General features: G+C 36.2%; 27 protein-coding genes. 15 read left to right on the top strand and 12 right to left on the bottom strand.

Annotated elements, in window-relative coordinates; all coding sequences use genetic code 11:
• The first annotated feature begins 61 nt into the window (after positions 1-61).
• The 10 genes from JK629_RS11650 to JK629_RS11605 all read left to right on the top strand — a co-directional run bounded on the left by JK629_RS11650 (position 62) and on the right by JK629_RS11605 (position 8,555).
• Positions 62-1,957: a histidine kinase dimerization/phosphoacceptor domain -containing protein gene (locus tag JK629_RS11650; RefSeq protein ID WP_202335795.1), complete on the top strand. Its 1,896-nt coding sequence runs from the start codon at positions 62-64 to the stop codon at positions 1,955-1,957.
• Between the two features lie 180 nt (positions 1,958-2,137).
• On the top strand, positions 2,138-2,977 hold the full coding sequence (locus JK629_RS11645; protein WP_202335794.1) for a response regulator transcription factor: 840 nt from the start codon (positions 2,138-2,140) through the stop codon (positions 2,975-2,977).
• Positions 2,978-3,251: 274 nt separating this feature from the next.
• Positions 3,252-3,809 carry an outer membrane beta-barrel protein gene (locus JK629_RS11640; protein ID WP_202335793.1) on the top strand — a complete coding sequence of 186 codons (558 nt, stop codon included), beginning with the start codon at positions 3,252-3,254 and terminating at the stop codon, positions 3,807-3,809.
• 73 nt (positions 3,810-3,882) lie between these two features.
• Positions 3,883-4,734 (top strand): CsgG/HfaB family protein, encoded by an 852-nt coding sequence (locus JK629_RS11635; protein ID WP_202335792.1) that lies wholly within the window; start codon positions 3,883-3,885, stop codon positions 4,732-4,734.
• Between the two features lie 2 nt (positions 4,735-4,736).
• The gene (locus JK629_RS11630) at positions 4,737-5,210 is read left to right on the top strand and encodes a hypothetical protein (RefSeq protein ID WP_202335791.1); all 474 of its coding nucleotides are present in this window, start codon (positions 4,737-4,739) and stop codon (positions 5,208-5,210) included.
• 10 nt (positions 5,211-5,220) lie between these two features.
• Entirely contained in the window at positions 5,221-6,093 is an 873-nt protein-coding gene (locus JK629_RS11625; protein WP_202335790.1) for a DUF6175 family protein, read from the top strand.
• Positions 6,094-6,104: 11 nt separating this feature from the next.
• Positions 6,105-7,049, top strand: a complete 945-nt coding sequence (locus JK629_RS11620; protein WP_202335789.1) for a hypothetical protein — start codon at positions 6,105-6,107, stop codon at positions 7,047-7,049.
• 151 nt (positions 7,050-7,200) lie between these two features.
• The gene (locus tag JK629_RS11615; protein WP_202335788.1) at positions 7,201-7,497 is read left to right on the top strand and encodes a hypothetical protein; all 297 of its coding nucleotides are present in this window, start codon (positions 7,201-7,203) and stop codon (positions 7,495-7,497) included.
• Between the two features lie 16 nt (positions 7,498-7,513).
• Positions 7,514-7,783, top strand: coding sequence for a hypothetical protein (locus tag JK629_RS11610; RefSeq protein ID WP_202335787.1), 270 nt, complete (start codon positions 7,514-7,516; stop codon positions 7,781-7,783).
• A gap of 361 nt (positions 7,784-8,144) precedes the next feature.
• The gene (locus tag JK629_RS11605) at positions 8,145-8,555 is read left to right on the top strand and encodes a hypothetical protein (protein WP_202335786.1); all 411 of its coding nucleotides are present in this window, start codon (positions 8,145-8,147) and stop codon (positions 8,553-8,555) included.
• 249 nt (positions 8,556-8,804) lie between these two features.
• Here the strand turns inward: JK629_RS11605 and JK629_RS11600 are convergent, their stop codons facing one another.
• From JK629_RS11600 to JK629_RS11580, 5 genes are all read right to left on the bottom strand, one after another.
• A complete protein-coding gene (locus JK629_RS11600) occupies positions 8,805-9,866 on the bottom strand; it encodes a Fic family protein (protein WP_202335785.1) in 1,062 nt (353 codons plus the stop codon).
• Between the two features lie 472 nt (positions 9,867-10,338).
• Positions 10,339-10,638 carry a hypothetical protein gene (locus tag JK629_RS11595; RefSeq protein ID WP_202335784.1) on the bottom strand — a complete coding sequence of 100 codons (300 nt, stop codon included), beginning with the start codon at positions 10,636-10,638 and terminating at the stop codon, positions 10,339-10,341.
• Entirely contained in the window at positions 10,638-11,042 is a 405-nt protein-coding gene (locus tag JK629_RS11590) for a VOC family protein (protein ID WP_202335783.1), read from the bottom strand. Before JK629_RS11590 ends, JK629_RS11595 begins: the two co-directional genes overlap by 1 nt.
• Positions 11,043-11,087: 45 nt before the next feature.
• Positions 11,088-11,513, bottom strand: coding sequence for a VOC family protein (locus tag JK629_RS11585; protein ID WP_202335782.1), 426 nt, complete (start codon positions 11,511-11,513; stop codon positions 11,088-11,090).
• The gene (locus tag JK629_RS11580; protein WP_202335781.1) at positions 11,503-11,871 is read right to left on the bottom strand and encodes a nuclear transport factor 2 family protein; all 369 of its coding nucleotides are present in this window, start codon (positions 11,869-11,871) and stop codon (positions 11,503-11,505) included. The genes JK629_RS11585 and JK629_RS11580 overlap by 11 nt, the downstream gene beginning before the upstream one ends.
• Positions 11,872-12,584: 713 nt before the next feature.
• Here JK629_RS11580 and JK629_RS11575 point away from each other — a divergent pair.
• The 4 genes from JK629_RS11575 (at position 12,585) to JK629_RS11560 (ending at position 14,309) form a co-directional block, all read left to right on the top strand.
• Positions 12,585-13,343, top strand: coding sequence for a hypothetical protein (locus JK629_RS11575; RefSeq protein ID WP_202335780.1), 759 nt, complete (start codon positions 12,585-12,587; stop codon positions 13,341-13,343).
• Positions 13,344-13,353: 10 nt separating this feature from the next.
• Entirely contained in the window at positions 13,354-13,764 is a 411-nt protein-coding gene (locus JK629_RS11570) for a DUF5675 family protein (protein WP_202335779.1), read from the top strand.
• Between the two features lie 70 nt (positions 13,765-13,834).
• On the top strand, positions 13,835-14,119 hold the full coding sequence (locus JK629_RS11565) for a hypothetical protein (protein ID WP_202335778.1): 285 nt from the start codon (positions 13,835-13,837) through the stop codon (positions 14,117-14,119).
• 10 nt (positions 14,120-14,129) lie between these two features.
• Positions 14,130-14,309, top strand: a complete 180-nt coding sequence (locus JK629_RS11560) for a hypothetical protein (protein WP_202335777.1) — start codon at positions 14,130-14,132, stop codon at positions 14,307-14,309.
• 149 nt (positions 14,310-14,458) lie between these two features.
• Here JK629_RS11560 and JK629_RS11555 read toward each other — a convergent pair whose 3' ends face one another.
• Complete coding sequence (locus JK629_RS11555; RefSeq protein WP_202335776.1) at positions 14,459-14,665, bottom strand: hypothetical protein; 207 nt, start codon at positions 14,663-14,665, stop codon at positions 14,459-14,461.
• A gap of 147 nt (positions 14,666-14,812) precedes the next feature.
• On the opposite strand from JK629_RS11555, the gene JK629_RS11550 reads away from it, so the two are divergent.
• On the top strand, positions 14,813-15,592 hold the full coding sequence (locus JK629_RS11550) for a sigma-70 family RNA polymerase sigma factor (protein WP_202335775.1): 780 nt from the start codon (positions 14,813-14,815) through the stop codon (positions 15,590-15,592).
• Between the two features lie 311 nt (positions 15,593-15,903).
• On the opposite strand, the gene JK629_RS11545 is transcribed toward JK629_RS11550, so the two are convergent.
• From JK629_RS11545 to JK629_RS11520, 6 genes are all read right to left on the bottom strand, one after another.
• The gene (locus JK629_RS11545) at positions 15,904-17,313 is read right to left on the bottom strand and encodes a choice-of-anchor tandem repeat GloVer-containing protein (RefSeq protein ID WP_202335774.1); all 1,410 of its coding nucleotides are present in this window, start codon (positions 17,311-17,313) and stop codon (positions 15,904-15,906) included.
• A 368-nt stretch (positions 17,314-17,681) separates the two neighbouring features.
• Entirely contained in the window at positions 17,682-18,278 is a 597-nt protein-coding gene (locus tag JK629_RS11540) for an acetyltransferase (protein WP_202335773.1), read from the bottom strand.
• A gap of 63 nt (positions 18,279-18,341) precedes the next feature.
• Complete coding sequence (locus tag JK629_RS11535) at positions 18,342-18,947, bottom strand: sugar transferase (protein WP_202335772.1); 606 nt, start codon at positions 18,945-18,947, stop codon at positions 18,342-18,344.
• Between the two features lie 71 nt (positions 18,948-19,018).
• On the bottom strand, positions 19,019-20,161 hold the full coding sequence (locus JK629_RS11530; RefSeq protein ID WP_202335771.1) for a glycosyltransferase family 4 protein: 1,143 nt from the start codon (positions 20,159-20,161) through the stop codon (positions 19,019-19,021).
• 4 nt (positions 20,162-20,165) lie between these two features.
• Complete coding sequence (locus JK629_RS11525; RefSeq protein ID WP_202335770.1) at positions 20,166-21,341, bottom strand: glycosyltransferase; 1,176 nt, start codon at positions 21,339-21,341, stop codon at positions 20,166-20,168.
• Between the two features lie 2 nt (positions 21,342-21,343).
• Positions 21,344-22,444, bottom strand: coding sequence for a glycosyltransferase (locus JK629_RS11520; protein ID WP_202335769.1), 1,101 nt, complete (start codon positions 22,442-22,444; stop codon positions 21,344-21,346).
• Positions 22,445-22,448 lie beyond the last annotated feature (4 nt).

Below are 22,448 nucleotides of genomic sequence, written 5' to 3'. Positions count from 1 at the left end.
AAAGTGTAAAACATATAGTTGTACCTTGTAGAAATAAACTAACTAACCAACTCCTCTATGTATGAATAGAAATTTTCTTCTATTCCTTGTGTTTTTTTCTTTCTTCCTAGTGGAATTCCACGGCTACAATGCTATTCCTTCACATCCCACCAGGCCCAATACCACTAAAAAAAATAGTGTGCCCCAGCAAGAAAAGGACACCCTGTACAATTCCTACATCAACAGTATGAAAGCCGCATCCAAAAAGAAGGAGTATGGGCAGGCAATTGCGACTGCAAAAAAAATGTTTCTTTATGCCCAATCCCTGAAAGATACTATTGGCATGGCGCAGGCACGCTTTAGAGAGGCATTCTATACCGCTGAACTACCCAATCTCATTGCGGCCAATAGCTGTTACAAAGAGGCAATAACCTATGCTGTTAGTGTAAATGATATAGATCTTCTAATAAGCTTGCACTTAAACAAGGCCGATGTGGAAAGAAACCTAGGCGATTTTTTCCAGGCACAGCAAACCGTCCAAAAGGGCTTGGGTTATTTAGAAAAAGGCAAGGACAGTCTGGGGCATTACAAACTCTACAATACCTTGGGCATTGCCTGCAACGATGCGGGGGAATTTGCCAATGCCCAAAAGGCATATGAAAATGCTTTGCTTTACGCTACAAGCTTTAAGCAACGCGCCGCCCTGCTCAACAATATGGCCGTAAACCACAAAGAGCAGCAAAATTATGAGGAAGCCATAAAAATATATGAGAAGCTATTGGCTGCAACAGAACTAAATGCTTATCCCGAAACAAAAGCCCGCATTACGGACAATCTAGGGTATGCGCTTTTTAAAAATGGCGACAATATGGGCGGGGAATTAATGGGACAATCGCTTGCAGAGCGAGTACAGTTGGAAGATATTAGTGGACAATTTGCTTCCAATATCCATCTTGCCGATTTCAACTTGGATAAAGACCAGCCTAAAGCCTTAGACCATGCCAATAAGGCCATGCAAATTGCCCTCAAAACAAAAAGCCCGGATTGGGAACTGGAGGCATTGCAATACATTATTAGGCTTAAACAAGATCCTGCGGAAGAAGCCAATCGTTATTTTCTACTGAACGATAGCCTCAATAGGGCACGAGAAAAATTGCGGAACGAGTATATTTCCACCAAATTCCTTACCGAAGAAAAGGACAAGGAAAACCTGACCCTCAAACAGGAAAAGGCCGAACAAGCGCTTTTAACAGAAAAGGAAAAGACCCAAAAATGGGCCATTGGTGCTGGTTTTGTTGTTTCTCTGGCCGGGCTCGCTTTTTTCTTTATGGCCTACAACAAAAACAAAAAACAAAAAGAGGAAATTGAAAAACAAAAAGTCCTCGTGGAAGACCTACAGCGCGAACTGCACCACCGGTTAAAGAATAACCTTTCCTTTATAGATTTCTTCATTTCGTTAGCCAAGGGTAAATTCCCCGACCCCTCCTATCGTGAAAAACTGGACGAGCTACAAAACCGTATCAGCAGTATGTTTGAGGTGCACAAACAACTATTCAAAAAAGAGGATGTAACGAACGTAAATGCAATAACCTATATTTCCGCTTTATTGGAAAATGTAACAAAAGCCTATAACAGACCAAACATAACATTGGAAGAAAATGTTGCCAACATAACCCTGCGTGCAGACATCTCCTTCCCCATAGGTCTTATCATCAACGAATTTGTTACCAACAGCTATAAATATGCCTTTCCCAATGTTGATAGTGGGGTTATTTCCATAAGCCTAAAAGAGCATAACGGAAAATATATATTAATTTTAACGGATAACGGGAAAGGACCTCCTGCTAATTTCAATATCGATAAACTGGATTCCTTCGGAATGGAAACCATAAAATTATTGACAATGGAATACAAAGGCACTTTCAAACTGGATGGAAAGAACGGATTGAAAATGGAGATAAGCTTTCCTAAGAATTAATATAAAAAGGACTTAGGACGGTAAGACTTATGAGTAATGAGTAATGAGTAATGAGTAATGAGTAATGAGATTTAAAAAATATTTATAGTCTTAGGTCCTAAGTCTTACAGCCTCATGTCTAAATAAAATAATAAAATAACCAAGCCTATAGCATACAGCTTACAGCCTAAAGCCAAAAAAATGAAACCAAAAGCCCACATTTTAATAGTAGAGGATAAAGCCATTTTATACAAACGACTATCCATGGCCCTCTCGGAAGAAAATTACAGTGTAGATGGCTTTACCCCCAGCGTGGAAAAAGCTTTGGAACGGATACAGAATAAAATTCCGGATATTGCCTTGCTGGACATCGATCTGGAAGGGGAACAAACGGGTATCGATTTGGGCAAGATACTTTCTACATCCTATAATATTCCCTTTATTTATGTAACCGATTACGATGACAATGAAACCTTTTTTGAGGGCTTAAAAACCAAGCACGATAACTTCTTGGTAAAGACAAAACCCCATTTGGATACCCAGCAAGTAGTTCGCGCTATTCAGACCGCCCTTCACAGAAATAAAAATGAAAAGTCCCTGCCCACAAAGGAGGGGCTTTTATGTTTCACCGATTATATTGAAAATATCAAAGAGCAGGGCACCAATCAAATATCCCAAGTCCCCCTGCCCTATTCCAACATAGCCCTCATTACCACCAATTCCACAAAACTGAACGAATCTAAAACGAAGTTGAAGAACCGGCCCTGCTATATAAAACTCCGTACCAACTACACCCGTTTGGAAACCTGGGAGAAAGAGTCTTATTATTTACCCGCCTCGCTTGCCGAACTAGCAAGTAAATTGCCTGTATCCTTTATCCGAATCAACGAAAGCGAGATCGTAAACCTCTCCCATCCTGTCCTTCAGGGCCGCATCAACGGTAGCCGCCTTAAAATCGGGGAACACATCTGCCATATCTCCAAAACATACAAGCCGGAAGTTGAAAAGCGGTTCGAGCTACTTTATCAAAAATTCAGATAATAGCCGTATTCACTATTCTACTCGCGCGCTTTTGTAAAGCGTGCCTATTTACTCTGGCATTTGCAATGCGCTTTTAGAATTTTAAGGGCAACAGCATAATCCTCTTTAATCCTAGCCCTACAAGTCCAAAGTTGCGAAGCGATCAGAGCTACTTTATCAAAAATCTAGATAAAAGCCAATTTTCATTGGTATCGGGCACATTTTCATTTTTAGTTTCTTAAAGTCGTCTTAATGCTCATTTTAGCGGTATTGTTAACGTTAAAACTGAAACATTATGGGTTTTATAAACAAACTATCTCTTTTTAGTGCATTGTTTTGCATAACATTAGTTTCCGCTCAATTTGAAAAAGGCGATATGGTCGCCAACTTTGGGATTGGTGTTGGAGGTTATTATGCCTCGGGAAGTGGATATGCTACTAAAATTCCTCCTATCGAACTTTCTGGCGAATATTTTATAATGGAAAATCTTTCTATTGGAGGATTTATTGGTGGGACTAAAAGTGAATATGAATACAGGCTTGGCCAGAATGATTATGAAACTATCAATTATAATTACTTCAATATTGGCACTGTGGGTAATTACCACTTTGTAAATCAGGAAAAGTTTGACGTTTACGCGGGAGTCCGGTTAGGTTACGTCGGTCTTACTCTTAAATATGATGATGATGAAATTGATGATGACATTATAGACGAATTGGATGGCCGAAGTTCAGGAATTTTGGCTGGAGCGCACGTGGGCGGGCGCTACTTTTTCACAGATCAATTTGCCGCCAATGCTGAATTGGGCTACGGGATTGCCATTCTAAAAATTGGTGCGTCCTATAAATTTTAGGAGTGGAGAAAATCACTCATAAGCTAAAAAACACCAATAATTCTAAAATCCAAATCAATTTTAATTTATAGTTATGAAAATAAAATTACTCCTCATTTTATTTTTTGTGATGGCTTTAAAAAGTTGGTCACAAAAAACCACGGTAGCCTTACTCCCTTTTGAAAAAGTTGCATCCTTTCCAGCCGAATCCGATGCCATTTATGAAAAGGTGAAACAGGCCTTTATTGCTACTAACCGCTTTGAAATTGTGGATAGAAAAAATTTCGAGAAAATAAATTCTGAAAAAGAACTTCAAAAAACGGAAAATTTTCTAAACAGTGATATTGTGGCCCAAGCCAATGCAAAGGGAGCCGAACAGTTAGTAACAGGAAGGGTTATTTATGTGAATTACACAAAACACGCTACAGAAAGTAGTTTTTATTATGACTGCAATATCTCCTTCAGTTTAGATGTATTGGATGTGGAAACAGGACAAGTTATCTATTCCGCTACCTTAAAGCCAGAAGACAGTTTTCTTAATAGTGTTCTTAAAAGTTCATTAGGGGCGAATAGCACACCCGCAAAGGCATTTGACAACTCCCTAATAAGAATGCAAAAATATATCGATGCATTCATTGAAAATTATTTCCCTATACATACTCAAATCTTGGAAATCGTGGAAACAAAAAAGGAGGAAGCAAAGGAAGTTTTATTAAATGTTGGCACCCAAACTGGTACCCAAAAAAACGATAAGTATAGTGTAATTGAAATTACTACTTATGATGCAGGCGGTAAAAGTATTAAGCGTGAAGTTGAAATAGGCGAACTTAAAGTCATAGATGTGCAAGGAGCTGAAATATCCTCCGCTAAAGTCTCAAAAGGCGGGGAAGCTATATTGGAAAAATTTCAAAGTAATGCCAAACTATTGTGCAAATCAAAAATTTAAATATGAAGAAGCTTTTAAGTCTTATCATAGCAACTTTCATGCTACAACTATTTTTAGGCTGTGGAGGTTCTAAGACAGATTATAATTTCACGTCGGGCAAAGTAGCCTACCTGTCGTCCGAAGGAATGGAAACAATTTCAGTGCGCAGTTCAGGTATAGGTAAAGATGAAGCTCAAGCAAAATACCAAGCAGAACGACTAGCCTTTGAAAATCTTTTCTTCCGCGGTATCTCCAGCTCTAATTACAGTAAGCCCTTGGTGGGAATTGATGAAAAAGAACAATTGCAAAAAAATGCAACCTATTTCAATGAATTCTTCAATAAGCGAATGCAAACGTTTATTCTCTCTTCATTTCAATCCACTCCAAAACAAAAAATAAAAGGGGAGGTACATTTAACCATGGATCTTAAAATCAACACCAAGAGCTTAAAGAAAAACCTTGAAGAAAATGGAATAATCCGAAAATTTGGACTTTAACAAGATAATTATGAATTTAAAAAACAACTTCTTTTTTGTAATCTCAATTTTACTAACCCTTACTGCACATTCCCAAGTGAATACAGTACAACCCAGTGTTATGGTTGTGCCTTTATTAAAAGGAGATCTTTCATACAGTGAAGAGATAAAAACAAAGGATGAACTGCGCATTGCGATTTCAGAAGTTAAAAATGCTTTTGATCAACGAGGATATACCACCAAAGACTTTAGCACATTGTTAAAGTCAATGGAGCGGGATGAGGCTGCAAAAGATGATAACAAAACAGGCCTAAAAGAAAAATTATACCAAATGGCGGGTACCGACATTATGGTAGAAGTTGATTTGATTCTTTATAAATCAAGTTCAGGAAATAGAATGACAATAATTTTGGCGGGTAATGCCACAGATAATGGTGATGCCTTGGCAACTGTCAATTGTGATTCACAGTTGAGAGTCACGAATGATTTTACTTCACTTTCACAAATAGCTATTAAAAATTGTCTAGAACCCTTTTTGGTGACCTTAAATGAAAAATTTGGTCAAATAGTGGAGAATGGCCAGACCCTAAAACTGGAAATCGATATTTCGCCAAATTCAAATTTCACCATGGAAAGCATAGTGCCAGCCAAAAATGATGAGCTAAAGTATGTAATTCAGGACTGGCTGGAGGAAAGCTCCTATAAAAATTATGTGAGCTATACATCTACAGAAAATCAGATAATGGTTGACTCCTATAAATATCCTATCCGCGATCCCCAAACTGGTCGCAACAATAAGGCCGCTCAAGTAGAGCGTAAAATAAAAGAATTTTTTAGAAGTATAAATGTTCCTGTAAAAGCTGAAAACCCACGTTCTGGAATAATTTTAATAACAATTCAGTAAAAACCAATAGTATGAAAATAATTTCCACATTGATTTTATTATTATCAATATTCAAAAGTTACTCTCAACAGGAATATACTGGCGAAGCCCCAAATACTATTTCACTATCTTTAGTATTGCCAGATAATTCCGAAATGCTTTCCCAAACTGACATCCGCAAACTTGAAAGCAAAATCCAGCATCTCGTTAACAATTATGGCGTATCGGGCGAAGGCTATACCAATAATTTCGTAATCTATCCTACTTATGAAATATATGAGCATAGTGAAGTAGAAGGTATGAAAGACATCCATGTAATTGAAGCGGAATTTAACCTTTTTGTAAAAGAAATAAATTCAGGAAAAATCTTTGGCTCCTATAACGAAAGTATAAAAGGAGATGGCTATAGCAAAGCTAAGGCGATTACCAAAAGCATTTCAAAAATTAGTACAGGCAATCGGGAGATAAATGCTTTTATGGATGAAGTAAAAAATAACATTATTAAGTTCTATACGCTCAATTGTCCAAGAATACTGGATGATGTGGATACAGCAATAAAAATGCAGCAATATCAAAAAGCTATTGGTCTGTTGTATTCTATTCCAAAAGAAGTGAGTGGCTGCTATAAAAATATTCAGGAAAAACAAGTTATTGCGTACAATGGCTACATCAATAATGAGTGTACCTCTAATATAACACAAGTTAAAGCCAGTCTAGCAAAAAAGGATTATAACACTGCTCTATCAATATTAAGCAACATTAATCCCCAATCCAATTGTTATAATGAGGCAGTCACCTTAATCTCCTCTGTAGAAAATAAAATTGATGCTGCAGAAAAAGAACGCCTTAAGGAAGCAAAAGAAAGACGGCAGGACAACCAAAATATGGAAAGAGATCGTCTTAAAACATTGGCCGATATAGCAAAGGCCTATTATAACAGTAAACCTCAGACCATAATTTATAAAAGTTTGTTTTAGTTTAAATAATAAGGAATAAAATGACTGAACTACAATTGGAATTTTAGGATAATTCCTCATTTCCTTCTTTCAAAATAAATAATTTTTAACATTAATATAATCCATTACTAATATGAAAACAACATTTTTAATCTTAACGATCAGTATTGCAATGCTTTTACAAACCTCCTGTAAAAAAGATGATGACAATGATATAGGTTCAAATTCTCTAGCCAATACAGTATGGAAAGGTGAAAGAAGTGATGATGGAACTTACACTTTTATTAATAATTCAGAATACTCATTTTATGAACCGGGTGATAGTAGACCAGTTGAGGGCACCTATACATTTGATGGTAAAGATGGGACCATTGAGGAATTTGGAGAAACTTTTCCCTTCTCCGTTTCAGGAATAACAATGACAATGTTTTTTAATGAGACCAATACCGGTATTTATATAAAGCAATAATTTAAAGCAACATATTATGGAAAATCAAACCATCATAGTTAAAACCCAGAAAAGTCCTGGTACAGCGGCTATCCTAGCTTTCTTTTTCGGACCGTTAGGAATGCTTTATGCCACACTTACTGGCGCCGTTATAATGTTTGTTATTACAGGGCTTACTTTTTTATTCACATTTGGATTTGGACTATTAATAACCAATCCCATCTGTGCTATATGGGCTTATATCAAAGTAAAAAATGACAATGAATCAGAAAGTCGAAGCCTATCCAATTTAAAAAACAAGGAATGAATTCTGATATTATGTATTAAATAAATCAGCATATCTTATATCTAGGAATTGTTTAGCCACTATTGGAAAGAGGAATCTAAAGTCCATAATTATTTTCCAGTTCATTCCTTACCTAAACCACACCACTAACAATCTGGGGAGAATTGTTAAATGGTGTGGTTTTTTAGTATTAATGAATAAGAATCGAGCAGACTCACATATTTCAATTGGTGCTTTCCAGTTCTCCAAAGATGGAATATTGCAGTAATATTTTTGTTTTATATTTATTCCCATCTTTAGCATCATCTTTCACAACCCAAAACCCAAAAATGTAAGACGTGCAAAAGTGAATAACAAAAATAGCCAGAAATTATATCCACCCATGGAAAATCACTATACCCTATCGGACTCCGAGTTCGAGAAAAAATTCAGTAGCTGTCAATTTGATCCCGTACACTTTACCCACGAGGCTCACTTGCGCTTGGCCTATATCCACATTGATAAATACGGCCTTCTCCAGGCCGAAAGGAATATCCAGAGCCAATTAAAAAAGTTTGTGGCTTTTGCCGGGGCAAAGCACAAATACAACACAACGCTAACAGTAGCAGCCATAAAGGCAGTACATCATTTTATGTGTCAATCAGATACAGATAGTTTTACGGACTTTATAACAAAATTCCCCCGATTAAAAAATAACTTCCGGGAACTGATAGCTTTTCATTACAGTCTTGATATATACAATTCAGAAAAAGCAAAAAAGGAATATCTAAACCCCGACTTCCTCCCTTTCTAATAAAAAAAAAGAACAAACTAACTAGTTAAGCAATTGCAGCAGCTTAAAGCCTACAGACTAATTGGATGGTTGGATGGTTGGATTATTAGATTGTTGGATTCTTGCTTAAAGCCTATAGCTTACAGCTAAAACCTATATTTGATAGAACCTCCCGTTAAAAGTTAATCTATAAAGCTTTATGATAGGTGGTTTTCTTAGAACACCTGGCTATAAACACAAGTGAGAAAGCCCATCTAAATTTTAAAATCATTAATTTAAAGCATTTAAAACAGAAGCATTCACATAATAATTTGCCCTTCCAATTTTGTGTTTTGTAAGATGGCCATCTTTAGCCAATTGATTCAAATAGTTAGCTGCCGTAATCCGCGAAACATTTAATTCGTGCTGTAAAAATTCTATTTTTGTGTAAGGCTGTTTAAATAAATGATTGAGTAGATCTTGGCTATAAAACTTATAGTTGGACCGTAAGATGATTTTATACTGTGCCATTGCGGCTTTTATATTTTTTACTTTTTGCAAAGTATCTTTTGCCGTAACAGTTACGGCGGTAAGCATATAACAAAGATATTCTTCCCATTGTCCGTCATCGCGTACTTGCTGAAGTAAGCGGTAATAATCATTCTTATGCTGTATAATATATTTACTTAAATATAGGATGGGTATTTCCAACAATTGATATTGTATTAAGTACAATATGTTTAAAATCCGCCCCGTGCGGCCATTACCATCATAAAAAGGGTGGATGCTTTCAAATTGAAAATGGAATACCGCCATTTTAATCAAATGGTCTAAGGGCAAAAGATCAGGATTATTGATATAGGTTTCCAAGTTTTGCATAAGCCTATCTATTTCATCCTTGCTCTGTGGCGGAGTATATACTACTTGATTGGTATCTTGATTCTTTAACGTTGTGCCAGGAACTTTTCGAAATCCCGCATTATTGTTTTCCAATATGCCTTGGATTTCCTTAATATGATTCAGTGTTAAAAAGTTATGACTTGCCACAAGGGCAAATCCTTTTTTCATTGCTGCAATATAATTTTGGACTTCCTTGGCCTTACTAGAGGTAATATTTTCAATACCCATACTGGCTTTATAAATTTCGTCGTGAGTGGTGACGATATTTTCCACTGCTGAACTATCTTTTGCTTCCTGTATGGCAAGTGTATTAATCAAAATATCTTGTCGTGGTATAGATTGTGCCACTCCTTTTAATTCAGCCAAGGCGCGATGCGCTTCCGGTAAAAGCTTTAGTATTTTAATACTTTCCAGCGCTTGTGGATATGGAAGGTTTTGTGGTTTCCAGTTCATAATTAGTACTTTAGGTACAACATATTATATGTAAAGATAATTAGATTTTCTATACATGTTATTGATTTGTGTTCGGTTTTTCGAAATTTCTTTACATATAGTTAGTATCGTGTATAGAAAGATGATTTTTTATCTATTACTATTTTTGATGCCAGCATTCTGCTTCTCCTCATGATTTTCTGTAAATGGGTTTTTCAATGAACAATTAACAATTAGCAATTAACAATTGGATTTTTGGATGATTAGATGGCTGGATTGTTGGATTGTGGAATCTTTTAATTGAATAGTTGAATTGTTGGACTCTAGCAGACAGCTTTTAGCCTATAGCTTATAGCCTAATTGGATGGTTGGATTATTAGATTGTTGGACTCTTGCTTAAAGCTTAAAGCCTAAAGCCTACAGCCTAGAGCATTTAATTTAAAAGTGCACGCTATTGGCTTACGAAAAATTGAACTTAATTTTCTGTTGCCGTTTAGGTCAATAAAGTTCCCTTGAAACCGGCCTTGGAGAGTAACTCACAAATTCCCGAGGCATCTATAGGCTCAGCAGCTTCTATCCTAAGAATATTATCACTGTCCTCCAAATCAAAATTTGTATCGTAAAAAGGAAAATGTCCTTGGATTGTCGATGTTATTTTGGCTGCGTCCTTAAAGTTCGAAATGTTTGTTTGGAATATTTCAACAATGTTGCCCATTTCCTTTTCGCTATTGAAAAATGTATTGTCCTTGCTCTTCCTCCATGGAATGGATGCCGAACATATTGCCCTCGGCATTATTTAGGTAATTTCTCCATATCCATATAAAACAGTTCCCAAATATGGCCATCCGGGTCGTTAAAGTCGCGGCCGTACATAAAGTCATATTCCTGAGTCTGACCATTTGGGGTACCACCATTGTTGAGAGCCAGTTCCATTAGTTCATCCACCCTTTCTTTGCTCGCTACACTTAGGGCGTTGAGGACCTCGGTGGTTTTATGGGCATCGGCAATTTCCTTAGGGGTGAACTGTTTGAACTTATCATGCGTAAGCAGCATGACAAAAATGGTATCCGAAATCACCACACACGCCCCTGTTTCATCTGAAAACTGTTGGTTTATGGTGAATCCTAGGCTCACATAAAATGCTTTCGATTTGTCCAAATCCCTTACGGGAAGGTTTATAAAAATTTGTTGTTTCATGGTTTAGGGTTTTTTGTTTATTTCGTTTGGTTAGAATATGATATACTATTCCGAAGGCATTTTGGAATTATCCATATAAAGCATTCCCCAGCGGTGGCCATCCAGGTCTATAAACCCCATTAGATACATCCATCCATCAACCCCGGTAGGCGCTGCATATACCGTACCGCCAGCTTCCTTCACTATTGTTGCAAATTCATCCACATATTCCCGCGTGGGAGCATCAATATTTAAAAATACTTCCGTGCCTTTATGGGTATCGGAAATGGGGTTGCCCGCAAATTGCGCAAAGCGTTCCTTCGGAAAAAGCATCAGTACCGTTTTCCTTTCATCCAAATAAAAGCCTGCGTATTCGTTATTTGGGGGTTGGCGCTCCGTTTCGGAAAAGCCCAGCTTCCTGAAGAATTCCTTTGACTTTTTCACATCGTTTACGGGAAGGTTTATCCAAAAGGTTTTTACTTTATTTTTCATCGTTCCCAATTTTAATTAAATACGATTTCATTTGTTTTACTTTTGGGTTTTTGAAGCCGCTTAAAATATATATATCCGCAAAGGCATAGGTGGAAGTTTTTCCGTTCCCTGTCATTTTTATCATTCCATTTACGGCGGCGGTTTTGCCGTGGGTGATTATCTGATCTAACTTCAAAACTACCTTTGCTTGACTTTTCATTTTCTCCACTGCCGTTTTAAAATCCTGGATACCGGAAATTGTCTTGTCGCCATAAATCGTCCATTCAATATCATTGGTAACGTGGGCAATCAAAAAATCGGTATCACTTTTCGCATAGGCCTCATTAAATTTGCGTAAAAAATCTTCTTTTGCCGTCATACTAATTTCTTTAGGGTGTTATAATCTGTCTCATTTTTAAATTTAGGGACATATCCATGGCGGTCAATAATTTATCCTATTCCAAAGATACGAGGAATTGGTGCCTGGTCTACTGTGTAAATACGACAAACAAACGGGTTGATTGCGACAACAGTCTTCAATATCTTTAATAAGAACAAATAGTTATAGCTATGAAGCACGTTTTAGTATTGGTGCCTGATTAAAGTTGACTTCAATGAACAATTAGCAATTGGATTTTGGATTTTTGGATTTTTGGAATTGTGGATTTTTGGAATTGTGGATCATTGAGTTGTTATTGTTTGAAATATTGGGTAGCTACTTGTTATAATGATTGTGCCCATACCTCGAGAGATTACTTCAGTCGCTCCTTGGGTCGCTTCTTCGTAATGACGTTCTGGATGGATTGTTGGATTGTTGGATTTTTGGATTGTGGAATTGTTAATTCGGGAAATGGGAAGTTCAGCTGAAAGTGGAGATCTTTTATAAATTGTTTTGCTTCGCTACAAAATTGAATAGACCAGCATTGATTGGGATTTTAGGTACTGCAGTTATATACAGAACGTGTTGATTTATGGCTATATACGCAATGATGTGCAGCATTCTGCAAAATGGTGAAAGCTGTGTTTTACGAGATTGGATGGGCGTTTTGGCGTTGTAGGTTTGTGCTATGTTTAACTTAAAAATTTGTTATTATGGCAAAACAGAAAGGAATTGTAAAATTTAAAGGTACAATAGGAGATTATACCTTTTACAAAACGCAAGACGGATATATGGTCCGTGAAAAAGGCGGAATTGACAAAAAACGCATTGAAACGGATCCTGCCTTTCAACGTACCCGTGAAAATGGGATGGAATTTGGTACCGCCGGAAAGGGAGGGCAATTGATACGGAAAGCTGAACGCTTGTTACTGCGACAGGCAAGTGACAATAGGCTGACTTCGCGATTGGTTAAACAATTAATGGCAATCGTTAAATCGGATCAGTTGAACGACAGGGGGAAACGCACCGTCCAAGATGGCGACATGAGCTTATTGACCGGGTTTGATTTTAACCTTAAGGGAAAACTGAACACCGTGTTTTTTAATGGGTACACCCCTACTTTTGATCGGGCAACGGGCACCTTGGATGTTGCGATTGACGCATTTGTACCCATTGAAACCATTGATGCCCCACGAGGAACTACCCATATTCAATTGGCGGCTGGTATATGTGCCCTGGACTTTGCGGGCGTAACTTTTGAGGAGGACCATGAACTTTCGGCAATACTACCGTGGGATCAGCAATTGCAGCCAGCTATTAATTTGACTTCCAGTGTGACCGCCGGCACTACCCTACCTATAATACAGGTGATAGGGGTAAGTTTCTTTCAAGAGGTGAACGGTGAAATGTATTCCTTGAGGAATGGTTCGTTCAATGCCCTAGCGATTGTAGGTGTAGATCAATTGCCGTAAAAATTTCAAGATGGACTTTTATCTGCACCGCACCCATTATAAAATGGCAAGCCACGGAGCTTTATTCCACAAAGGCCAATTTTTATGTTTTTGTCTTGAGCTTCCTTGGTTGCCAAATGATAGCGGGAATTCATGTATTCCCGATGGCACCTATGAAATGGAGACTTTTTATTCACCGGAATACAGGCATCATTTATTGTTGAAAAATGTATATGGGAGAAAAGGAATTCTAATCAGACCCTTAACTGAAGGGAGCGAAGATTTGGGGGGTGTCATTGCTCCTATGTCCCAATTGACAGGATTGGGTAAAGGTCTGGGATCGCAAAATGCATTGAACAGGGTGTTACTGCGGATAGAGGCCTTTCGGGAAGCGCATGAAGCATTGTTTTTGACCATTTGTTCCGAATTCTCGGGGCGCTGACCAATGGTTAAACAATTAATAAAAAGGGTGGGTGGGCGGATTTATCATATAACATTGAAAAACTAAACTCATGAATTTTTTTGAACGATTGGAACAACCAACACCGAAATTTTTCCGTTTTATCAGAAATGTGGGAATGGCATTGACTTCGTTGGGAGTTAGCATATTAGCTGCCCCAGGGCTTCTCCCCGCTCCCGTTATAAAACTGGCGGGCTATGTTATGGTTGCCGGAATGGTTGCGACCGTAATCTGTCAGGCTGTAATCCGGGATGAGGATGACTGGGAAGACAACCACGAGCCCTTTGGCCCGACTGCCATACCTGAAAGGAACCCATTGCTTGATCCCGACCGATAAGCCAGGAATTATGGACACTTATAGAGTAGGAATTATTGGCGGAATAGTTTTCGGGATTTTACCAAATCTACCCATTGATGATATTATAGTGACCGTATGTATGGCCATTATTGGAACCTTAAGCAGTTTTTTTGTTACTGTATTTTTAAAATGGGTAGATAGACGGATTAAAAAGCTTAATGAGGAATAAAATTTGGTGTGAAAACCCTCTTTTTTGGAGGGTTTTTTTGATAGTGTTCAGTGGTCAGTTTTTCACATTTTGTCCTAGAATTGTCAGAAAGTTGAATATTTAATTGGTGGAAGTGTGAACTGATAGTTGGGGAATTGTTTTTGTTTTTATTAGTTTATTTTATTAAAAATCACTGTTTTATCTTTAAGGGATATTTTTCCTACTTGGTAACCATATTGGGTCAATTCCTTTTTGTAATTCAAAAATGAATGGTCTATCCCAATTCCTATGATTCTGTGTATTTCATCAAAAGTTAATTTTATTTGTGGGTTGCCATTCTCTTGAACAAATTCCCAAAGTGGATTGTATTTACTCATAGCACTTTAAAAGAAGGTCACCTAGGGGTGCTAAGCCAATAATTTGTTTAGCCTTTATTCCGGACGCGTCATTATTACTGATATATGTCATTTTATCTCCAACGATATGAGCCTATCTTTAGTATTCAAAATTTAAGAACAGAAATTATGAAACCCAATACTTCCTATTTCCAAAGTAAAAAAGAGTTCCGTTTATTGGTAACCAATACTTTTACGGATCTTATTCAATTAAAAAAAGAAGGCAAACAAGCGTCTTTTAATGAATTGGTATTAAAAATAATGCCCCAAATAAGGCAATACATAAATGAAAGATTGAATAGCGCAATAAAAAAAGGAAAATTTTCCAAAGGCAAGTATAAAGCGGATGACTTTATCGATCAATTATTTATTGAAATCTACGATAATATTGAAGAGGTTGCACATGAAAAATATTTCTATCTATGGTTGTTCAAAAAAACCAATGAACTTTTGGAAGAGACTATCGTAGATGAGGAGTACGATGATTTTTTTCTTAAAAATATTGACTCCTATTCCAAAGCTGAGTGGGATGAAATGCAGGAAAAATACAGTACAGACGGCGGTGGTGATTTACTGATGATTGAAGAACTTGATGATATGTGGTATAACCATAATGTTTATAATTTGAATGAAGTTTTTATAGAGGACAATGAGAAGGGTTTGTTTGAGAAAATAGATGAAGATATTAGTGAGGAAGCAATTCAAAATCACATCAACATGGTGTTGCATAATTTACCCTTGGCATCACAAAATGTTTTTGAATTGTATACAAACCAGCATCTGGAACTGGAAGAAATTGCCAAAATACGAAATACCACAGCTACTGAAGTGGAAGAACTTTTAAAGACCGCCAAAAAAGCATTGCATCTAAGTTTAATTAATAGGTATTCTCCGGACTTAAACAGTTAGGATTTTTAGTTCGTTAGCATTTCGCTTATGCTTCAATGTTTATAGGCTTATCGTTACGGAGGACCTGGGCGGAACAACCGCACCAGCGATGTGAAGTGAAAGTTAGATATTGGTGGTTATTCGCATTACAAATGCTCTGTATAGAAGGTCACCCTTTATAAAAGCGCTCCCCGGGAAAATACCCTTGAGTTTAAAAAGATTTAGAATTTGATAGTTTTTATAGTAATAGCTCTCCCTAATCCAATTTACATCTAAATTCAATATTTGTTTCCGCAGCGAAGCTTTTAATTGTTGCAGGGATTAACTTTAGCTTAAAACCCACCGCCTTGCTTAAGCACTTTATAGGCTTTATTCCCTACCTCAATTATATATACCCCAGTTTTAAAATTTCCTATATCTAACAGGGCACTATTGTATATGGTCTGTTCCAAAAGCAACCTTCCCCTTGCTTCATATAGTTTTACTTTGGTCTCTTTGTTTTCCGGTAAGCTTATATGCAAAATGTCCTTTACGGGATTTGGATACAAGGATATAGTAACGCTTTTGTCAAAATTTGGAACCGCAAGCGGCAGGCCATCATCCAATTGAAAAATAGTGCCATTATCGTTATTGCTACCGCCGCTTGCGGTAATACCATATAGATGATTACCTCGATAAAGCAGGGAGCTCCAACAATTATACCCGCTTTCTGTACCAAAATTATAAAGTACGGTATAATCTGAGCCGTCCGGTTTAATTTTAAAAAGTACACCACCCCCAGTCAGCCCCCCCGCAGTTGTAGTGCCATATAGATATTCGTTTACAAAAGTTAGCTTACAGTGCGGTTTTATGCCGGAGGAAATATCAAAATCATGCAATATCATATAATCGGTACCTTGGGTACTAATCCTATAAATAAATCCATTTTCGTTGGCCCCTCCCAAAAAGCCACATCCGTATAAAAAGCCATTGTGCAATAAAAGCGCACTTGGTTCCACATTATTAACGCCATTGTTCCCAATAAGATCCAACAGTTTCGTAAAATCGGTGCCATCGGGTTTGATTTTATAGACTATCCCTTTGCTATTTGTACCCCCATTAAAAGTTACTCCATAAAAATAGATGCCATCAAAGATCAATTCACCTTGTGGCTGCGCCCCGTTTATAGGATTGCTCCCGCTGAAACTGTGGATGGTCGTAAAATTGGAGCCGTCGGGTTTTAGCTTATAAATGGTGCCTCCACCAGCATTTGAGCCTCCGGAATAGGTAGTGCCATAAAGAAAAGTGCCGTCAAAATACAGCGTTCCGTTGGGTAGGGAACCGCCTGCATTACCCGAAAAATGATTTAAAATGGTATAATTGGAACCATTGGTATTCAACCTAAAAATAACACCTTCATTGTCTGGACCACCACGAAGCGTAACCCCAAAGAGCTCAGCCCCAATTTGGGTTAAACCATCATAAGGTTTTGCTCCATCGGTATCATTAAAATCGTGTAGCTTCATAAAATCGGTGCCGTCAACCTTTATTTTAAATACAACCCCTTTTTCATGTGTTCCCCCTTCAGTGGTAGTACCATAAAAAAAGGTGTTATCACTTATCAGGTCGCCATAGGCCCTTTTTCCGTTCACAGCATTAAAGTCAAATAGTTTAGTTACTGTTTGGGAATATCCCCATAACAATTGAAAAAACAAAAAAACAAATAGAAAGAGTTTTAGGTAGGAGGGTAAAGGAATTCTCATTGTTGAGTTGGGTTGGTTAGGTTGGTTGGGTTGGTTGGTGGGTTGGTTGGTTGGTTGGTTGGTTATGAAACTAAGAGGTATGGTTTTAAACGGTTCTAATTTAAAAAAAAATAAATAAATTATATTTAAGGCTTTAAGGGAGACTCATTTGTTGTTTATATCGGTTTGCTTTGTACCCTTTGTAGATTTGGATAAATGGTTGTTTGTTGGGATGGGGAAAGTATTCAATTGGGTAATTGATGCATTTGTAAAATGCTAGAGGATTTAGATGTGATGCATTTAGTGGATTGGATATCACAAATCGGTTCAAGCAGGACAATTCCTGTCCTATTTAAGAGCATTGAAAATAGACGGCCCAGACAAATTGTTTATTGATCATGGATAACCCTTCCAGGATTTCCCACAACAACTGCCCCATCGGGAACATCTTTTATTATCACCGCTCCAGCTCCAATAGTAGCCCATTTTCCTATTTTGATTTCCGGCAGCACACAGGCGCCAATTCCAATATGCGTACCCTCGCCAACGGTAACGCCACCAGCCAAACTGGCATTGGGGGAAATATGTACAAAGTTTTCTATCTGACAATCGTGTTCAATAACGGCAGCAGAGTTGATGATGCAATGCTCCCCTATCGAAGTACATGAATTGATAACTACCTGCGCCATGATCACAGTTCCCTCACCTATCGTTGACCATTTAGAAACTGTGGCTGTTTTATGTTTAAGTAGCCCAAAATCACATTGCAGTTTTTCCTTTACTTTCTTTCGAATTCTATTGTTCCCAATGCTAATTATCCAAGATTCGTCAGTACCGTCGGTTCCATCCATATATTTCTTGACAGGAATATGGCACACAGCCGCTGCTTTTGGATTATCATCATAAACCACGCTAATACGCTCTCCTATTGATTCTGCAATATCAATAACCGATTTACAATGCCCACTGGCGCCAAATAATATCATCCTTTAAATATTTTATAATTACACCTTCCCTTCTGCCTAAAACCTAAAGCTTATAGCCTAAAGCTATTTTGTCCCTGTAAACCGCTCCGCAGTAACCTGCCCCTCCTGCGCAATCCCTTCACTTTTAAATACCTTTTGTACAGTTTTAAAAAGAATTTTCAAATCTAACGCAAAGCTTTGGTTTTCTACATACCAAATGTCATATTCAAACTTCTGTTCCCAACTGATGGCATTGCGGCCATTTACTTGAGCCAAGCCGGTAATTCCAGGTTTTACGTTATGCCGCTTTCTTTGCCTGTCATTGTATAAAGGTAAGTATTCGGGCAATAACGGCCTTGGCCCCACGAAGCTCATATCGCCTTTTAAAACGTTTAGTAATTGGGGCAGTTCATCTAAGGAGGTTTTGCGTACAAAACTGCCTATAGCTGTAAGGCGTTGTGCGTCGGGCAGTAATTTACCGCTACTGGCCCTACTGTCGGTCATTGTTTTAAACTTGACGATAGTAAAGATTTTTTCTCCTTTGCCTGGGCGTCGTTGATAAAAAAAAGATTTTCCGTTGTTTACTATTGTTAAGCATAGCCAAACCAATAAAAATATTGGACTTAGAATCAATAAAATTAAAACGGCGAATATAAAATCGAAAAGAGGTTTAAGAAAAGAATTGTACATAATTCAAAATAGAAAATGAAAATAATAAAGATTAGAATAAATTCATTTGATTTACTTAATGTTAGCAATCGTTATATATTTATTTCTTTAGTGATTATATTTTTATATAATTTATAGGTATTAGCTATAATATCATTTTTATTAAAAGTTTCTAATACCAATTCTTTACCTCTTTTTCTATACATTGGGAAATCATTATCCAATAATAAATTGATTTTCTGTATTAATTCCTCATAATTAGAAGGGTCAACATTAAAGCCAGTTTCATTATTAATTACCAATTCTGGCAAAGCTCCTTTATTGGAAGAAATTGTAGGGATCTCAAAAAGCAAACTTTCATATACACCGCCTAAATTTTCAGATTTTGACAAATAAACAAATACATCGAAGTTGTATATTACTTCATAAATATGATCAAATCTACCAGTAAAGAATATTTTTTCATTCCCAATCTCTTCAGCTAATTCCTTCAACTTATTTTCATACGAACAATTATTACCGAAAGTTGAACCAGCAATTACTAAAACAACGTCATCCCTTTCTTCTATCAAAAATTTAAATGCTTGTAACAGGTATTCATGCCCTTTGACTCCACTTTTTTCATAAAATTTAGGGGGATAAATATATGATGCGGTTCCAATGATTTTGATATCCTCGGCTAAATTAAATTCTTTTCTAAAATTTTTAGGTTGAATCTGTTCTTTAGCTTTTAATATATTTTCAACATCAATAAATGCATAATTCAAGAATAATTTATTTTCAGATATTCCTGCGTTAATATAGATATTATAGATATATCTTGATGTTGCAATCCAGTAATCATTATTTTGGGCACTTCTTAAATCACCCCACTTGAATAATGAATTTTCAAGATGTGCAGGACCAACAACCTGAAAAATTCTAGGAATTTTGATATCTCTCAAAAATAGACGCGCATACAAGGTCGTTTGAGTAAACCAACTATGAATTATATCGGGATTTTCTTTTAAAACTATTTTTTTAAATGTCTTTCCTGCATTTAATAAATCCCAATCAATGGTATATGAAAACTCATAAACATTTTCACATAAACTTAAATACTCGTGAAAGTGTTTTCCTCCCTTTGGAACAACAACGCTAAAAGTAATGTCATCATGTCTTTTATGGATTTCTTGTAGCAGCCTCACAGCCCAAGTCGCCCCTTCACTAGTTTTTATTAAGTGGAGAATATGCATTTTATTAATTTCTCAAATTAATTAGATATTGATAAAATTGTTTTCGTTTATCTCTTAAGACACTATTCTTATAATTATGCGATCGTCTTAAATTTAAACTTGCTTGTTCATTATAGAACTCTGGAATTTCAATTAATTTTTTAATTTTTTCTGCCATTGCATCAGCATTGTCTTTTGGGACTAAAACTGCATTATCCAATAATTCTGGAATACCACCAACAGTTGTGGCGATACAAGGTAGACCAACCGACATTGCTTCAATAATTGCTCTTGGAAGTCCTTCCGTACGCGAGGCTAGTACAAAAATGTCTGACTGAATTAAATATTCTCGAACCTTTATTTTATCAACGTTACCTAAAAAAGTTATATCATTATCCAAATTCAACTCTTTAGCAAAAAATTCCATATCTTCTTTAAAATCACCATCTCCCAACCAGATTAGCTTACAATTTATACCTTTATTTTTAAGCATCCTAATGCTTTTGATTAAGATGTCAGGAGATTTATACATTTGAGCAAGGGATCCAATGGAAATAATTTGATATTCATTTTTAAAAGAATGTGATTTAGGATCAACCGCAATTAAAGAATCATCTATATTAACATTAGAAGCCGAAATTTCAAAAGTATTCGATCTTACCGGATATTTTTTTTGCAGAGTTTCATTGGTAACATAAAGTACTGCTGACGCATTTTGAACATTATAAATTAATGAATTATATGATATTTTTCGTAAGTAACTTCTTAAAGGATGTTTAATGCTACCTCTAGCAAAAACATCCCAAGGATCACCAACTACTTCTAATCCATAATTCTTATTTTTATTAATTAAGCATCTAATTGCTAAATCGCCAATATTGCCTGGAACCCTACATATAAATGTGGCATTTGATTTATTAATAGTTTGTTTAATTACTTTCTTTAATTTTCTTAAGTTTAAAAAATACTGTAAAGGTCCTATATAATAAGGTAATTCAATAAAGGAGACATTTTTCCCAGAAGACAATAGAGACGAATTGGCTCTAAAATCATCATCCCTCTTCACCCGAGCCATGATTGCTATTTTAGAAAATGATTCTAAATAACGATTCCATAATTCATAATTAAAAGAACTATCCGCATAATAATCTCCAAGTCTATTTTTTACAAATCTTGCCTCAGTAACAAATACTAATTCCATATTCACAATTCATTATAAAATTTTTCAAATAATACCTTATGATCAAAATGTTTCCTGGCCCATTCGGTACAACAATAAGAGGAAATATTGTCTCTATTTAAATAGATTTTCTCAATTTCAGCTACAAATCCCTCAACATCCATGGGGTTTTTAAACCGATGATGGATTGCCTTTGGAGTAGTTTCAAGTATCGGTTCAATATTTGAGGCTATTATTGGGATTCCCGAAACCATCGCTTCAATTAATGAGTTTGGTTGACCCTCTGTAATTGATGGGAAATAATAACAGTTGGTTGTATTCAAAACTTTAGGTATATCCTCCCGATTGTTTTGTAAAATAATTCTATCTTCTAATTTTTCTTTCTTAACCTTAGCTTTTAATTTATCCTTCACTTCATTACCACATAATAGAAAATAGATATCATTATATTTAGTACATAATTCTTTTGCGACTTTTAGAATTGTTTGATGATTCTTGGCCATATTGTATCTTCCGGTATGACCAACTACGAAACCGTCTTTAGGAATATTGAATTCATTTCTCAAATTTTCTTTTTCTTCTATAAATTGTTGAGGATTTATACCATTATAAATTACCTTAAAACGAGTGTCATTTCTCCAATCATGAGAAAAGAAAAAATCAAATGCGGCATTAGAGTTTGATAAGATATTTGTGGCGTATCTGTAGGTCAAGTTTTTTACAAACTTGTTGTATAGCAATCTTAATTTAGATTCATTGAAATGATTTGTTGACCCTCGATAAAAAACAACTCGTTTTTTTATGGTGGCAAGATTTGCCGTAAATAAAATTAATCCTGCAAAATTTCCTGTAAAATCACAAATAGTGTCTATTTTAGATTTTTTAAAAAAGGTGTATAAAGAAATATAGTCTTTAGGATTAAAGAAACCTATTTTTTTTTTATATATAATTAAATTAGATATAGAAGAATAGCGCTTTTCTAGCTGTCCTCCCCTCCCTGCTTTACAAAAAATAACTATTTTATTAAAATCCGAAGCTTTATATTCCAAAAATCGCAATAAATAATTTTCTAACCCCCCACTATCAAGTGTTGAAACAAAAAAACAGAAATTTTTCTTAATCATTAAT

The organism is Aequorivita iocasae (genome assembly GCF_016757735.1).
Taxonomy (GTDB): domain Bacteria; phylum Bacteroidota; class Bacteroidia; order Flavobacteriales; family Flavobacteriaceae; genus Aequorivita; species Aequorivita iocasae.
Note: the sequence above shows the minus strand (reverse complement) of the source record. Positions and strands in the feature narration are given on the sequence as shown.

Coding starts and splice junctions, on each gene's coding strand:
- JK629_RS11650 (WP_202335795.1), top strand. CDS start 62: ATGAATAGAAATTTTCTTCTATTCCTTGTGTTTTTTTCTTTCTTCCTA.
- JK629_RS11645 (WP_202335794.1), top strand. CDS start 2,138: ATGAAACCAAAAGCCCACATTTTAATAGTAGAGGATAAAGCCATTTTA.
- JK629_RS11640 (WP_202335793.1), top strand. CDS start 3,252: ATGGGTTTTATAAACAAACTATCTCTTTTTAGTGCATTGTTTTGCATA.
- JK629_RS11635 (WP_202335792.1), top strand. CDS start 3,883: ATGAAAATAAAATTACTCCTCATTTTATTTTTTGTGATGGCTTTAAAA.
- JK629_RS11630 (WP_202335791.1), top strand. CDS start 4,737: ATGAAGAAGCTTTTAAGTCTTATCATAGCAACTTTCATGCTACAACTA.
- JK629_RS11625 (WP_202335790.1), top strand. CDS start 5,221: ATGAATTTAAAAAACAACTTCTTTTTTGTAATCTCAATTTTACTAACC.
- JK629_RS11620 (WP_202335789.1), top strand. CDS start 6,105: ATGAAAATAATTTCCACATTGATTTTATTATTATCAATATTCAAAAGT.
- JK629_RS11615 (WP_202335788.1), top strand. CDS start 7,201: ATGCTTTTACAAACCTCCTGTAAAAAAGATGATGACAATGATATAGGT.
- JK629_RS11610 (WP_202335787.1), top strand. CDS start 7,514: ATGGAAAATCAAACCATCATAGTTAAAACCCAGAAAAGTCCTGGTACA.
- JK629_RS11605 (WP_202335786.1), top strand. CDS start 8,145: ATGGAAAATCACTATACCCTATCGGACTCCGAGTTCGAGAAAAAATTC.
- JK629_RS11600 (WP_202335785.1), bottom strand. CDS start 9,866: ATGAACTGGAAACCACAAAACCTTCCATATCCACAAGCGCTGGAAAGT.
- JK629_RS11595 (WP_202335784.1), bottom strand. CDS start 10,638: ATGCCGAGGGCAATATGTTCGGCATCCATTCCATGGAGGAAGAGCAAG.
- JK629_RS11590 (WP_202335783.1), bottom strand. CDS start 11,042: ATGAAACAACAAATTTTTATAAACCTTCCCGTAAGGGATTTGGACAAA.
- JK629_RS11585 (WP_202335782.1), bottom strand. CDS start 11,513: ATGAAAAATAAAGTAAAAACCTTTTGGATAAACCTTCCCGTAAACGAT.
- JK629_RS11580 (WP_202335781.1), bottom strand. CDS start 11,871: ATGACGGCAAAAGAAGATTTTTTACGCAAATTTAATGAGGCCTATGCG.
- JK629_RS11575 (WP_202335780.1), top strand. CDS start 12,585: ATGGCAAAACAGAAAGGAATTGTAAAATTTAAAGGTACAATAGGAGAT.
- JK629_RS11570 (WP_202335779.1), top strand. CDS start 13,354: ATGGACTTTTATCTGCACCGCACCCATTATAAAATGGCAAGCCACGGA.
- JK629_RS11565 (WP_202335778.1), top strand. CDS start 13,835: ATGAATTTTTTTGAACGATTGGAACAACCAACACCGAAATTTTTCCGT.
- JK629_RS11560 (WP_202335777.1), top strand. CDS start 14,130: ATGGACACTTATAGAGTAGGAATTATTGGCGGAATAGTTTTCGGGATT.
- JK629_RS11555 (WP_202335776.1), bottom strand. CDS start 14,665: ATGAGTAAATACAATCCACTTTGGGAATTTGTTCAAGAGAATGGCAAC.
- JK629_RS11550 (WP_202335775.1), top strand. CDS start 14,813: ATGAAACCCAATACTTCCTATTTCCAAAGTAAAAAAGAGTTCCGTTTA.
- JK629_RS11545 (WP_202335774.1), bottom strand. CDS start 17,313: ATGAGAATTCCTTTACCCTCCTACCTAAAACTCTTTCTATTTGTTTTT.
- JK629_RS11540 (WP_202335773.1), bottom strand. CDS start 18,278: ATGATATTATTTGGCGCCAGTGGGCATTGTAAATCGGTTATTGATATT.
- JK629_RS11535 (WP_202335772.1), bottom strand. CDS start 18,947: ATGTACAATTCTTTTCTTAAACCTCTTTTCGATTTTATATTCGCCGTT.
- JK629_RS11530 (WP_202335771.1), bottom strand. CDS start 20,161: ATGCATATTCTCCACTTAATAAAAACTAGTGAAGGGGCGACTTGGGCT.
- JK629_RS11525 (WP_202335770.1), bottom strand. CDS start 21,341: ATGGAATTAGTATTTGTTACTGAGGCAAGATTTGTAAAAAATAGACTT.
- JK629_RS11520 (WP_202335769.1), bottom strand. CDS start 22,444: ATGATTAAGAAAAATTTCTGTTTTTTTGTTTCAACACTTGATAGTGGG.